At 65.4% G+C, this 12796-nt stretch carries 13 protein-coding genes; 2 read left to right on the forward strand and 11 right to left on the reverse strand.

Going from position 1 to position 12796, the window contains the following annotated elements; all coding sequences use genetic code 11:
- Positions 1-28: 28 nt before the first annotated feature.
- Together fghA and A9976_RS23710 are read right to left on the reverse strand one after the other, a co-directional pair.
- Complete coding sequence (gene fghA, locus A9976_RS23705; RefSeq protein WP_310889409.1) at positions 29-901, reverse strand: S-formylglutathione hydrolase; 873 nt, start codon at positions 899-901, stop codon at positions 29-31.
- 235 nt (positions 902-1136) lie between these two features.
- Positions 1137-2246, reverse strand: a complete 1110-nt coding sequence (locus tag A9976_RS23710) for an S-(hydroxymethyl)glutathione dehydrogenase/class III alcohol dehydrogenase (protein WP_183021025.1) — start codon at positions 2244-2246, stop codon at positions 1137-1139.
- Between the two features lie 239 nt (positions 2247-2485).
- Between A9976_RS23710 and A9976_RS23715 the strand changes: the two genes are divergently transcribed.
- Complete coding sequence (locus A9976_RS23715) at positions 2486-3523, forward strand: GlxA family transcriptional regulator (RefSeq protein WP_183021026.1); 1038 nt, start codon at positions 2486-2488, stop codon at positions 3521-3523.
- 11 nt (positions 3524-3534) lie between these two features.
- Here A9976_RS23715 and A9976_RS23720 read toward each other — a convergent pair whose 3' ends face one another.
- The 9 genes from A9976_RS23720 to A9976_RS23760 form a co-directional block, all read right to left on the reverse strand.
- Entirely contained in the window at positions 3535-4851 is a 1317-nt protein-coding gene (locus tag A9976_RS23720) for a DEAD/DEAH box helicase (protein ID WP_183021027.1), read from the reverse strand.
- 206 nt (positions 4852-5057) lie between these two features.
- Positions 5058-5267, reverse strand: a complete 210-nt coding sequence (locus tag A9976_RS23725; protein ID WP_183021028.1) for a hypothetical protein — start codon at positions 5265-5267, stop codon at positions 5058-5060.
- Between the two features lie 361 nt (positions 5268-5628).
- Positions 5629-6939: a citrate synthase gene (locus A9976_RS23730; RefSeq protein ID WP_183021029.1), complete on the reverse strand. Its 1311-nt coding sequence runs from the start codon at positions 6937-6939 to the stop codon at positions 5629-5631.
- Between the two features lie 25 nt (positions 6940-6964).
- On the reverse strand, positions 6965-7264 hold the full coding sequence (locus A9976_RS23735) for a succinate dehydrogenase assembly factor 2 (protein WP_012204343.1): 300 nt from the start codon (positions 7262-7264) through the stop codon (positions 6965-6967).
- Positions 7264-7968, reverse strand: a complete 705-nt coding sequence (locus A9976_RS23740; RefSeq protein WP_012204344.1) for a succinate dehydrogenase iron-sulfur subunit — start codon at positions 7966-7968, stop codon at positions 7264-7266. Before A9976_RS23740 ends, A9976_RS23735 begins: the two co-directional genes overlap by 1 nt.
- Before the next feature lie 27 nt (positions 7969-7995).
- Positions 7996-9801, reverse strand: coding sequence for a succinate dehydrogenase flavoprotein subunit (sdhA, locus tag A9976_RS23745; protein ID WP_012204345.1), 1806 nt, complete (start codon positions 9799-9801; stop codon positions 7996-7998).
- Between the two features lie 33 nt (positions 9802-9834).
- Positions 9835-10200 carry a succinate dehydrogenase, hydrophobic membrane anchor protein gene (gene sdhD, locus A9976_RS23750; protein WP_012204346.1) on the reverse strand — a complete coding sequence of 122 codons (366 nt, stop codon included), beginning with the start codon at positions 10198-10200 and terminating at the stop codon, positions 9835-9837.
- A gap of 36 nt (positions 10201-10236) precedes the next feature.
- Positions 10237-10659 carry a succinate dehydrogenase, cytochrome b556 subunit gene (gene sdhC, locus A9976_RS23755; protein WP_183021030.1) on the reverse strand — a complete coding sequence of 141 codons (423 nt, stop codon included), beginning with the start codon at positions 10657-10659 and terminating at the stop codon, positions 10237-10239.
- 134 nt (positions 10660-10793) lie between these two features.
- Positions 10794-11582: a GntR family transcriptional regulator gene (locus tag A9976_RS23760; RefSeq protein ID WP_183021031.1), complete on the reverse strand. Its 789-nt coding sequence runs from the start codon at positions 11580-11582 to the stop codon at positions 10794-10796.
- Between the two features lie 218 nt (positions 11583-11800).
- On the opposite strand from A9976_RS23760, the gene A9976_RS23765 reads away from it, so the two are divergent.
- Entirely contained in the window at positions 11801-12787 is a 987-nt protein-coding gene (locus A9976_RS23765; RefSeq protein ID WP_013803435.1) for a malate dehydrogenase, read from the forward strand.
- The last annotated feature ends 9 nt before the right edge of the window (positions 12788-12796 follow it).

The raw sequence follows: 12796 nt of genomic DNA on the forward strand, positions 1-12796 counted from the left end.
GCGAGAGAGGGGGAAGGCGCGAAGCGCCTCAGGGGGTACTCAACTGCTTTGCATGGTGGCGCAGATGGTCGTCGATGAAGCTCTGGATGAAGTAGTAGCCGTGGTCGTAGCCGCCGTGGCGGCGCAGCGTCAGCGGCTGGCCGGCCTGGGCGCAGGCGGCCTCGAAGGCTTCGGGCAGCAGCTGCTTTTCGATCAGGAACTTGTCGGCCAGGCCCTGGTCCACGAGGATGCCGGCCGGGTAGGGCGCCTGGGTCTGGGCGGCCATCAGGCAGCTGGCGTCATGGGCTTCCCAGGCCTTGCGGTCATCGCCCAGGTAGCCTGAGAAGGCTTTCTGGCCCCAGGGGCAGTGGACGGGGTTGGCGATGGGCGCGAAGGCCGACAGGCTCTTGAAGCGGCCCGGATGGCGCAGCGCCAGCGTGAGCGCGCCGTGGCCGCCCATGGAGTGGCCGAAGATGCCCAGCCGCTCGGCGTCGATGGGCAGGCGCGCGGCGATCAGCGGCAGCAGCTCGCCCAGCAGATAGCTTTCCATGCGCCAGTGCAGTGCCCAGGGCTTGGTGGTGGCGTCCAGGTAGAAGCCCGCGCCCACGCCGAAGTCCCAGGCATCGGCCTCGCCGGGCAGGCCTGCGCCGCGCGGGCTGGTGTCGGGCGCGATCAGCGCAATGCCCAGCTCGGCGGCCAGGCGCTGGGCGCCGGCCTTGGTCATGAAGGTTTCTTCGGTGCAGGTCAGCCCGGCCAGGTAGAGCACGGCGGGCACCTTCTCGCCGGCCACGGCCTTGGGCGGCAGGAAGACCGAGAACTTCATGTTCAGGCCGATCTCGGCGGAGAAATGCTCGTAGAAACGCTGTGCGCCGCCGAAGCAGGCATGGGCGTTCTTGAGTTCCAGGGGCGGCAGTGCGGACATGGTGTTCCTCAAAAAGAAAAATGCTACGGGCACCTTGGCAAGCGGTGCGTGCAGCATTCAAAGATGGGAGTTGATACGCTATACACGGTCAACGGCCCATGAAACTGGCGCTGCCCAGGCGAGAGGCGCCGAGCAAGAGCCGCCTCGCGGCGGGGGCGCCCAGCCGAGTGCGTCGTCCCCCTCCCTCGCGTAGCGAGCAGAGAGGGGGAAGGCGCGCAGCGCCTCAGGGGGAGCCTCAGTACACGACGACGGAGCGGATGGACTTGCCTTCGTGCATCAGGTCAAAAGCCTCGTTGATCTCCGGCAGGCCCATGGTGTGCGTGACGAAGGGGGCCAGCTGGATCTCGCCGCTCATGGCCTGCTCGACCATGCCGGGCAGCTCGCTGCGGCCCTTGACGCCGCCGAAGGCCGTGCCCAGCCACTTGCGGCCCGTCACCAGCTGGAAGGGGCGGGTGGAGATTTCCTGGCCCGCGCCGGCCACGCCGATGATGACCGACTGGCCCCAGCCGCGGTGCGCGCATTCCAGTGCGGCACGCATCACGTTGACATTGCCGATGCACTCGAAGCTGTGGTCCACGCCCCAGCCCGTCATCTCGACGATGACCTGCTGGATGGGCTTGTCGAAATCCTTGGGATTCACGCAGTCGGTGGCGCCGAAGGTGCGGGCCAGATCGAACTTGGAGGGGTTGGTGTCCACGGCGATGATGCGGCCGGCCTTGGCCAGCTTGGCGCCCTGGATCACGGCCAGGCCGATGCCGCCCAGGCCGAACACGGCCACGGTGTCGCCTTCCTGGACCTTGGCGGTGTTCTTGACGGCACCCAGGCCCGTGGTCACGCCGCAGCCCAGCAGGCAGACCTGCTCGGGGTTGGCGTCGGGGTGGATCTTGGCCAGCGAGACTTCGGCGACCACGGTGTATTCGCTGAAGGTGGAGCAGCCCATGTAGTGGTAGATGGGCTCGCCGTTGTACGAAAAGCGCGTGGTGCCGTCGGGCATCAGGCCCTTGCCCTGGGTGGCGCGCACGGAAACGCACAGGTTGGTCTTGCCGCTCTTGCAGAACAGGCATTCGCCGCATTCGGCGGTGTACAGCGGGATGACGTGATCGCCGGGCTTCACGCTGGTCACGCCTTCGCCGACCTCGACGACGATGCCCGCGCCTTCATGGCCGAGCACGGCGGGGAAGATGCCTTCGGGGTCATCGCCCGACAGCGTGAACGCGTCGGTGTGGCAGACGCCGGTGTGGGTGATCTTGATCAGGACCTCGCCCTTCTTCGGGGGGGCCACGTCGATCTCGACGATCTGCAGGGGTTCTCCAGCCTTGAAGGCGACGGCGGCTTTGGATTTCATGGGCGTGTCTTTCTGTCGGGGTGGCTCAGGAACGGCAGGGCGCGCGCTCCGCGAAGCCTTGAATGTAGGCCATGGCCGGGCGGCCCGGCCGCATCATGGCCGCAGCCTCAGGTGATATGTCCGAATCTGAGGGGTGTGGCCGGCTTCGGCCGGGCCTGCTGGCCGTGGGTGCTTGCGTCTTTTCGTATAGTCCGCCCCATTCCTCCCACCCTGACAGCCTTCCGGGCAAGCCGTTTCCCATGGACCACCGCCACGCCAGCGCCCACCGCGTCGATCTTGTCGTCTACCCCGGCTTCAAGGCGCTGGAGGCCATAGGGCCCATGTCGGTGTTCGACTATGCCAACGTGCACCTGCGCGCGCGCGGGCACAGCGATGGCTACGAGGTGCGCGTGGTCTCGCAGCGGCGCGGCTCCGTGCGCTCGGACACGCTGATGGCGCTGGACGCCACCCACACGCTGGCCGAATTGGAAGCCGCAGGCACGGGCTGCACCGTGGTCGTCGTGGGCTCGCGCCATATCGAGCAGGTGCTGGGCGGCTCGGCCGAGCTGGTCGCCTGGCTGGGCCGCGTGGCGCCGCGCGTGCAGCGGCTGATCTCGCTGTGCTCGGGCAGCTTCTTCCTGGCCGAGGCGGGCTTGCTGGACGGCCGGCGCGCGGCCACGCACTGGAGCGTGACGGCGCAACTGGCCCAGCGCCATCCGCGCGTGCAGGTCGATGCCGATGCCATCTACCTGCGCGAGGAAATCCGCGATGGCGAAGGCAGCCGCCAGCTGTGGACCTCGGCCGGCGTGACGGCCGGCATCGACCTGGCCCTGGCCGTGGTGGAAGAGGATTTCGGCCACGCGCTGGCGCTGGAGGTGGCGCGTGACCTGGTCATGTACCTCAAGCGCCCCGGCGGGCAGTCGCAGTTCAGCGTGCCGCTGGCGGCCCAGGCCGCGCAGCACGGCGGCGTGCAGGCCGTGCAGCAGTGGGTGATGGCCCATCTGGCCGAGCCCCTGACGCTCAAGCAGATGGCCGAACAGGCGCACATGAGCGAGCGCCACCTGCGCCGCGTGTTCCAGCAGGAAACCGGGCAAAGCCCCACGGCCTTTGTGGAGAGCGCGCGGCTGGAGGCGGGCAAGCAACTGCTGGAAAGCCAGGCCCATCTGCCGCTCAAGACCGTGGCCGCACGCGTGGGCCTGGGCTCGGAGCAGGCGCTGCGCCACCTGTTCGTGCGCCACCTGGGCATCACGCCCGTGGCGTACCGGGATCGCTTTGGTGGGCGCGGCGGCGCAGGCTGAACCGGAAACGCTCAGCTCTTTTTTGCGGTCTCGGCTGCTTCGGCGGCCGCGGCGCGCAGCTTGTCCTTCTTGCTGGGGCGGCGGCCCTTGATGCCGCCGTTGCCGTCCTGCGCCACCGGAGGCGGCGGCACGGGATCGGTGGGCTCGAAGCCCGGCAGCTGCTCCAGTTCAAGGTCCAGCTGGTTACGCTTGCAGATCAGCGCCCAGTGCGCCTGGTCGGCCGGCGTCACGAAGCTGATGGCCGTGCCGTCCTCGCCCGCGCGGCCGGTGCGGCCGATGCGGTGCACATAGTCGGTGGCCGAGCGCGGCAGGTCGTAGTTGACGACCAGGGGCAGCTGGGTGATGTCGATGCCGCGCGCCGCCAGGTCGGTGGTGATCATCACCTGCCAGCGCTTGGCCTTGAAGTCGGCCAGCGCTTCCTTGCGTGCGCCCTGGCTCAGGTCGCCATGGAAGGCCGTGGCGAAGATGCCGGCCTTGTAGAGCTTTTCAGCCACCAGTTCGGCCGTGTGCCGCGTGGCCACGAAGACCAGGGCACGTTCGAGCGTGACAGGGTCGGTGCCCGCAGCGGTGTCGCCCTGCACCAGCTGGCGCAGCAATTGCGTGCGGCGCGCGCGGTCCACGGCAATGGCGCGCTGGGTGATGCTTTGCGGGCTGGCGGCATCCTGGCCATCGGCGGCATCGACGCGGGCCTGAACGGGGTCGTGCAGCAGGCTCGTGGCCAGCGATTGCACGGCATCGGGATAGGTGGCCGAGAACAGCAGGGTCTGGCGCTGCTTCGGCAGCAGGGCCAGCACGCGCTGCAGCTCTTCCTGGAAGCCCAGGTCCAGCAGGCGGTCGGCCTCGTCCAGCACCAGGTGGCGCACGGCGGACAGGCGCACGGCGTTGTGCTCCACCAGGTCCAGCAGGCGGCCCGGCGTGGCCACCAGGAAGTCGGCACTGCCGCGCAGCATCATCATCTGCGGGTTGATGGACACGCCGCCATAGACCACACCGATGCGCGGCGGCTGCTTGAGCGCGCGGCCCAGGTCGGACAGCGTCTCGCCGACCTGCTGGGCCAGCTCGCGCGTGGGCACCACGATCAGCGTGGTCAGGGTTCGCACAAAGCCGCCCTGGGCACCCTGGGCCTTGCCGCCATCCATCCAGCGCTGCAGCAGCGGCAGCAGGTAGGCGGCCGTCTTGCCCGAGCCCGTGGGCGCACAGGCCCAGAGGTCGCGGCCCGCAAGCACGGGGGCGATGGACTGGGTCTGTATGGGCGTGGGATCGACCAGGCCCAGGTCTTGGAGGCTGGAGACCAGCGCCGGGCTCAGGCCGAGGGAGGCAAAGTTCATGGTGTGCAGGGAGTGGCTGGGGCCGGAACCCCGGCGCAAGAAAGGGCCGGCCACGAGGGCCGGGGGGGCATTGTCGGCGAAACCGCGCCGCTGCGTGAAGCAGGGGGCTTGGCCCTGGCTCTCAGGCCAGGCGGCGCAGCCGGCCAGCAGGTTGTTCACCAGGCCGCCAGCCGTTGCAGCCGGGTCGGTGGCGCGTGCCTGAGCGGCTATCTGGCATCGGCCGCACGAAGCGTTGAATAAAGCGTCATAGCCATTGCCGAAACCGGCGTGCAAGAGAAGACCAGACCGTGACTCAAGGCGGGAGCCGGCCCTGCTTTCTGGATGTTCTTTGCAGAATACCGGGCGTCAGCAGCATGAATCGTTGAGGCCATGACCATCGCTGAAGTTGTTGCCCAAAAAAATTGGTAGTACTTCATGGTGTGGTCTTAGGAAGGTTCCAGTTTGCACCTTCTGCTTCGGTCAGATTTTCCAACTTACCTCGGGATGTTTGAAGACTTCACCGGGTGACAGTTGCATGGAGTCCTGGTCACCTTAAGGTGGATGGGCTCAATCAATGGACATGTCGCGATAGGGGAAATGGTGTCCCTAGGACTGGCGCGGCCTTCTGGAGCGGGGGGCTCGCCCATGAAAAATGGCCCCCACGCTACCCTTGCTGCGCAAGGTCCGCTGCCCCCCGAGGGGGACGCTTTTCATCTTGGGGCGGCCCGGCGATGAAAAAAGCCCCATGCAAAGGCATGGGGCTTTTGGGTGCCGGGCCGCTGAGGCTCGGACCTGCGCTCAGCGCTGGCCGATCGGCTTGACGTTGCGGGACACGGAGCCCGTGAACAGCTGGCGGGGACGGCCGATCTTGTACTCGGGGTCGGCCATCTGCTCGTTGAGCTGGGCGATCCAGCCCACGGTGCGGGCCAGTGCGAAGATGCCGGTGAACAGGTTCACGGGCACGCCGATGGCGCGCTGCACGATGCCGGAGTAGAAGTCCACGTTCGGGTAGAGCTTGCGCTGCACGAAGTAGTCGTCTTCCAGGGCGATCTTCTCGACTTCCTTGGCCAGGGCGAACAGGGGGTCCTTTTCCAGGCCCAGTTCGGCCAGCACTTCATTGCAGGTTTCCTGCATGAGCTTGGCGCGGGGGTCGTAGTTCTTGTAGACGCGGTGGCCGAAGCCCATCAGCTTGACGCCGCTGTTCTTGTCCTTGACCTGTTCCATGAACTCGCCGACCTTGGCAACGCCGCCGTTGGCCTGCAGGTACTCGAGCATGTTCAGGCAGGCTTCATTGGCGCCGCCGTGGGCAGGGCCCCACAGGCAGGCCACGCCGGCCGAGATGGCGGCGAAGGGGTTGGTGCCCGACGAGCCGCACAGGCGCACGGTGGAGGTGGAGGCGTTTTGCTCGTGGTCTGCGTGCAGGATGAAGATGCGGTCCAGCGCGCGCTCGACCACGGGGTTCACCTTGAACTCCTCGCAGGGGTTGCCGAACATCATGCGCATGAAGTTGCCGGCGTAGCTCAGGTCGTTCTTGGGGTACATGTACGGAGCACCGATGCCGTACTTGTAGGCCATGGAGACCAGCGTGGGCATCTTGGCGATCAGGCGGATCGCGGCGATGTCGCGGTGCTCGGCGTTGTTGATGTCCATGTTGTCGTGGTAGAAGGCCGACATGCCGCCGACCAGACCCGTCAGGACGGCCATGGGGTGGGCGTCACGGCGGAAACCACGCAGGAAGAACTGCATCTGCTCGTTGACCATGGTGTGCTTGGTCACGCGCTCGACGAAGTCGGCCTTCTCGGACTCGTTGGGCAGCTCGCCGTACAGCAGCAGGTAGCAGGTCTCGAGGTAGTCGCAGTTCTTGGCCAGCTGCTCGATGGGGTAGCCACGGTACAGCAGCTCGCCCTTGTCGCCATCGATGTAGGTGATGGCGGACTGGCACGAGGCGGTAGAGAGGAAGCCCGGGTCATAGGTGAACATGCCGGTCTGCGCGTACAGCTTGCGGATGTCCACCACGTCGGGACCGACGTTGCCCTGGTAGACGGGCAGCTCGACGCTGGGAGCGCCGTTGCTGAATGACAGCGTTGCTTTGTTGTCTGCGAGTTTCATTTCCAAACTTCCTTCTCTAGATTGCCTAGCCTACTAGCGGGAGAGAACCGGGCTTGCGCTTGCGCACCAGTTCCAGAACTTCCCTGATTTCTTGGGTATCGAGTTCACCTTCAGGCTCCTTGCGGCGCAAGAAGAGGTCCATCAGGTCGTTGTCTGCCAGGTCCATCAAGGCAGACAGACCGCTCGCGTGTCTCCGCGTGAGCTGGTCTCCGTAGGTGGCGAAGAACTGCGCGATGAACAGGTCGTTCTCGACCAGGCCGCGCCGGCAGCGCCAGCGCAGCAGGTCTCGCTCGCGTTCGTCGAGCAGAGTATTCGTCATGGTCATCAGATGGCCCGGCGGACCATCAGTTCCTTGATCTTGCCAATGGCCTGCGTGGGGTTCAGGTGCTTGGGGCACACGTCCACGCAGTTCATGATGGTGTGGCAACGGAAGAGGCGGTACGGATCTTCCAGGTTGTCAAGGCGGTCACCCGTGGCCTCGTCGCGGCTGTCCGCGATGAAGCGGTAGGCCTGCAGCAGGCCGGCCGGGCCCACGAACTTGTCGGGGTTCCACCAGAAGCTGGGGCAGCTGGTGGAGCAGCTGGCGCACAGAATGCACTCGTACAGGCCGTTGAGCTCTTCGCGCTCTTCAGGCGACTGCAGGCGTTCCTTGGTGGGAGACGCGAAGCTGTCGTTCTGCAGGTACGGCTTGATCGAGTGGTACTGCTTGAAGAACTGCGTCATGTCCACGATCAGGTCGCGGATCACGGGCAGGCCGGGCAGGGGCTTGAGAACGATGTCGCCCTGCAGGGTCTTCATGTTCGTCAGGCAGGCCAGGCCGTTCTTGCCATTGATGTTCATCGCGTCCGAGCCGCACACGCCTTCGCGGCAGGAGCGGCGGAACGAGATGGAGGGGTCCATCTCCTTGAGCTTGACCAGGGCGTCCAGCAGCATGCGCTCGTGGCCGTCCAGCTCGACCTCGACGGTCTGCATGTAGGGCTTGGCATCCTTGTCCGGGTCGTAGCGGTAGATCTTGAAAGTGCGCTTCATTTGTCTGTTCTCTCGTGGGCTGCTGGATTAGAACGTGCGGACCTTGGGCGGCACGCTGTCCACCGTGAGGGGCTTCAGGTTCACGGGCTTGTAGTCCAGGCTGTTGGTGGCGCTGTACCACAGGGTGTGCTTGAGCCATTCCTTGTCATTGCGGCCCAGCGGGAACTCGGCGTGGTCGGCAGGATGCTCGTAGTCGTACACGGTGTGGGCGCCGCGGCATTCGTGGCGCGCAGCGGCCGAGATCATGGTGGCCTGCGCCACTTCGATCAGGTTGTCCACTTCCAGCGCTTCCATGCGGGCGGTGTTCCAGACCTTGGACTTGTCCTTGAGGGTCACGGAGCCCACGCGCTCGCGGATGGCGTTGATCTTGACTTCGCCTTCGTCCATGCTCTTTTGCGTGCGGAACACGCCGGCATGCTGCTGCATGGTGGCGCGGATGTCGCCAGCCAGGTCCTGGGCGTAGGTGCCTTCCTTGGAGTCGTCCAGCTGGTTCAGGCGCGTGAGCGTGCGCTCGGAGCCATCGGCCGGCACGGCCTTGTGGTCGCCGAAGCCGTTGACGAACTGCACGATGTGCTTGCCGGCCGACTTGCCGAAGACCAGCAGGTCCAGCAGCGAGTTCGTGCCCAGGCGGTTGGCGCCGTGCACCGACACGCACGAGCATTCGCCCACGGCATAGAGGCCATTGACCACGTTGTTCTGCTGGCCGTCCCACACCACGACCTGGCCGTTGATGTTGGTGGGAATGCCGCCCATCTGGTAGTGGATGGTGGGCACCACGGGAATCGGTTCCTTGGTGATGTCCACGTTGGCGAAGTTGTGGCCGATCTCCTCCACCGAAGGCAGGCGCTTGCGGATGGTGTCTGCGCCCAGGTGGTCCAGCTTCATCAGGATGTAGTCCTTGTTGGGGCCACAGCCACGGCCTTCCTTGATTTCCTGGTCCATGGAGCGGGACACGAAGTCGCGCGGTGCCAGATCCTTCAGCGTGGGAGCGTAGCGCTCCATGAAGCGTTCGCCTTCGCTGTTGAGCAGGATGGCGCCTTCGCCACGGCAGCCTTCGGTCAGCAGCACGCCCGCGCCGGCCACGCCGGTGGGGTGGAACTGCCAGAACTCCATGTCCTGCAGCGGGATGCCTGCGCGTGCAGCCATGCCCAGGCCGTCGCCGGTGTTGATGAAGGCATTGGTCGATGCCTGGAAGATGCGGCCAGCGCCACCCGTGGCCAGCAGCACGGCCTTGGCGTGCAGCTCGTACAGGTCGCCGGTTTCCAGTTCGATGGCGGTCACGCCGACCACGTCGCCCTGGGTGTTGCGGATCAGGTCCAGCGCCATCCACTCCACGAAGAAGTTGGTCTTGGACTTGACGTTCTGCTGGTACAGCGTGTGCAGCATGGCGTGGCCGGTACGGTCGGCCGCGGCGCAGGCGCGCTGCACGGGCTTTTCACCGTAGTTGGCCGTGTGGCCGCCGAAGGGACGCTGGTAGATGGTGCCGTCGGGGTTGCGGTCGAACGGCATGCCGAAGTGTTCCAGCTCGATCACGACGTTGGGCGCTTCGCGGCACATGAACTCGATCGCATCCTGGTCGCCGAGCCAGTCGGAGCCCTTGATGGTGTCGTAGAAGTGGTAGTGCCAGTTGTCCTCGCTCATGTTGCCCAGCGAAGCGGACACGCCGCCCTGTGCAGCCACGGTGTGCGAGCGCGTGGGGAAGACCTTGGACAGCGAGGCCACGGACAGGCCGGCGCGCGACAGTTCCAGCGCGGCACGCAGGCCGGAGCCGCCAGCGCCGACGATGACGACGTCAAACTTGCGCTTGGTGATGTTTGCTTTGGAGTAGCTCATTCTTAACCTTCAATCGTGGAGACCGCGTCTCTATCAGATACGCCACAGGATCTGGATGCCCCAGCCGGCGCAGCCGACCAGCCAGACCAGGGTGAAAACGTTCAGCACCAGGCGCAGGCCCACGGGCTTGACGTAGTCCATCCAGATGTCGCGCACGCCGACCCAGACGTGCCAGGCCAGCGAGACGATCACGGCGAAGGTCAGGAACTTCATCCACTGCGGGGCAAAGATGCCGGCCCACAGGTCATAGCCGACGGAGCCGGTGCTGAAGATCAGCTTGGCCAGCAGCACGATGGTGAACAGTGCCATCAGCACGCCGGTGACGCGCTGCACCATCCAGTCGCGGATGCCGTAGTGCGCACCGACCACGGTGCGCTTGGAGCCGTAATTCACGGACATGGTTCTTTTTCCTTATCGTGAGGGAGAGATCGTGAGTCAGTACAGGCCGAACAGCTTGGCACCCAGGATCAGGGTCAGGCCAACGCTCAGGACCAGCACCACCAGGGCCGAGGACTTGCCGAACTGCTTGTTGACGGCGTGGTGGTTCACGTCCATGAACAGGTGGCGGACGCCGGCGCAAAAGTGGTGCAGGTAGGCCCAGATCAATGCCAGGCACACGAGCTTGAGGAACCATCCGAAGGGACCCGCGAAAACCGAGGTGAAGCCGTCGAAGGAGATCTCCGAAGTCAGCGACATGTCCATCATCCACAGGATGAAAGGCAGCAGGATGAACATCAGCAGACCGCTGATGCGGTGCAGGATGGACACGATGCCGGCCGGCGGCAACCGGTAGGTGGGGAGGTCCTTGAAGAAGTTGATGTTGCGGAACTCTGGCCGCTTTTTGGCTTGGCTTGTCATGGCAGGGTACTTTCGTGGATGTAACTGCTTCGTAATCGCTCAGGGGCGGCGATGCAAAATTCTATTGCAATGCAATAAAAACAGCTTTGCTGGGAATTGCGTATTTTCGCCCGCTTCTCTGGGGAACGGATCGTTCAGCTCAGCGCGTTGCGGTAGTGATGGGTATCTGTTCGGTACAGGCCACGGCGTAACTCCATGGGAACATCGTTGTATGTGTAAGCGGTGCGCTCCACGCTCAGCAGGGGCGTGGTGCTGGGCACGTCCAGCAGCAGGGCCTGCTCGGCCTCGGGCAGGACGGCGCGGATCTTTTCGTCGGCGCGCACCATGCGCACGCCGTAGTCCAGCTCGAACATGGCGTAGGTGGGGCCCTGGTAGGCGGACATCTGCTCGGCCGTCAGGCCCTTGAAGGCGTGGCCCGGCAGCCAGATGTCTTCCAGAATGGTCGGGATTTCGGAGAACGACAGCACGCGGCGCACATGCATCACGGCATCGCCGCTGCGCAGCGCCAGGCCGCGCGCCACGTCCGCCGAGGCGCGCAGGCGCCGGCAGTCGATGATGCGGCGCTCGGCACGGCCCTCGCCCTGCTGGTCGCCGCCGTCGGGCTGCAGCTTGAGGAAGCGGTACTGCACATGCTGGGCCGCGTGGGTGGCCACGAAGGTGCCCTTGCCCTGGCGGCGCATCACCAGGTTCTCCGCGGCCAGCTCGTCGATGGCCTTGCGCACCGTGCCCTGGCTCACGCGAAAGCGCGCGGCCAGCTCCATTTCGCTGGGGATCAGCTCGCCGGGCCGCCATTCGCCTGCTTCCAGGCTTTGCAGTATCAGTCCCTTGATCTGCTGGTACAAAGGGCTGAAGGCCGGGGTCGATGCGCCCGCGCCGATGGTGGGGGCGGCGTTGTCTGAGGCGAGGGGAGGCAGGACTGGCATGGAAAAGTTCGGGGTGGGGAGGCTCCCGGCGACGCAGATGAAAGACTTGGAAACAGACGTCGATCATATCTTATATAAGACATAAGACAAATTGACCGAGCTTCGAAATCGGGAGTACACTTTCGCGTTGTTTGCGGAGCACGGGCTGCTGGTTTCTGACGCTGGTGCGACCTGGCGCCGATAACACCTGATTTTTTCCCCATCCCTGGAGTTTCATCATGAGCAAGAAGCCCGTTCGTGTCGCCGTCACCGGTGCCGCCGGTCAAATTGGTTACGCCCTGCTGTTCCGCATCGCCTCCGGCGAAATGCTGGGTAAGGACCAGCCCGTCATTCTGCAACTGCTGGAGATTCCCGACGAGAAGGCCCAGAACGCGCTCAAGGGCGTGATCATGGAACTCGAGGATTGCGCCTTCCCCCTGCTGGCCGGCATCGAAGCCCACTCCGACCCCCTGCAAGCCTTCAAGGACACCGACTACGCCCTGCTGGTCGGCGCGCGTCCCCGCGGCCCCGGCATGGAGCGTGCCGACCTGCTGGCTGCCAACGCACAGATCTTCACGGCCCAGGGCAAGGCGCTGAACGCCGCTGCCTCGCGCAACGTGAAGGTGCTGGTCGTCGGCAACCCCGCCAACACCAACGCCTACATCGCCATGAAGTCGGCTCCGGACCTGCCGGCCAAGAACTTCACCGCCATGCTGCGCCTGGACCACAACCGCGCTGCCTCGCAACTGGCTGCCAAGGCCGGCTTCAAGGTGGGCGACATCCGCAAGCTGACCGTCTGGGGCAACCACTCGCCCACGATGTACGCCGACTACCGCTTCGCCACCGTCAACGGTGAAAGCGTCAAGGCCAAGATCAACGACCAGGCCTGGAACAAGGACGTGTTCCTGCCCACCGTCGGCAAGCGTGGCGCCGCCATCATTGCAGCGCGCGGCCTGTCCTCGGCTGCCTCGGCCGCCAACGCCGCCATCGACCACATGCGCGACTGGGCCCTGGGCTCGGGCGGCGAATGGGTCACCATGGGCGTGCCCTCCAACGGCGAATACGGCATCCCCGCCGGCATCGTCTTCGGCTTCCCGGTCACCACCGAGAACGGCGAGTACAAGATCGTCGAAGGCCTGGAAATCGACGCCTTCTCGCAAGAGTGCATCGACAAGACCCTGGCCGAGCTGCAAGGCGAACAGGACGGCGTCAAGCACCTGCTGTAAGCCGCCGGC

The sequence above is a fragment of the Delftia sp. UME58 genome (genome assembly GCF_014170385.1).
In the GTDB taxonomy this organism is placed as follows: domain Bacteria; phylum Pseudomonadota; class Gammaproteobacteria; order Burkholderiales; family Burkholderiaceae_C; genus Comamonas; species Comamonas acidovorans.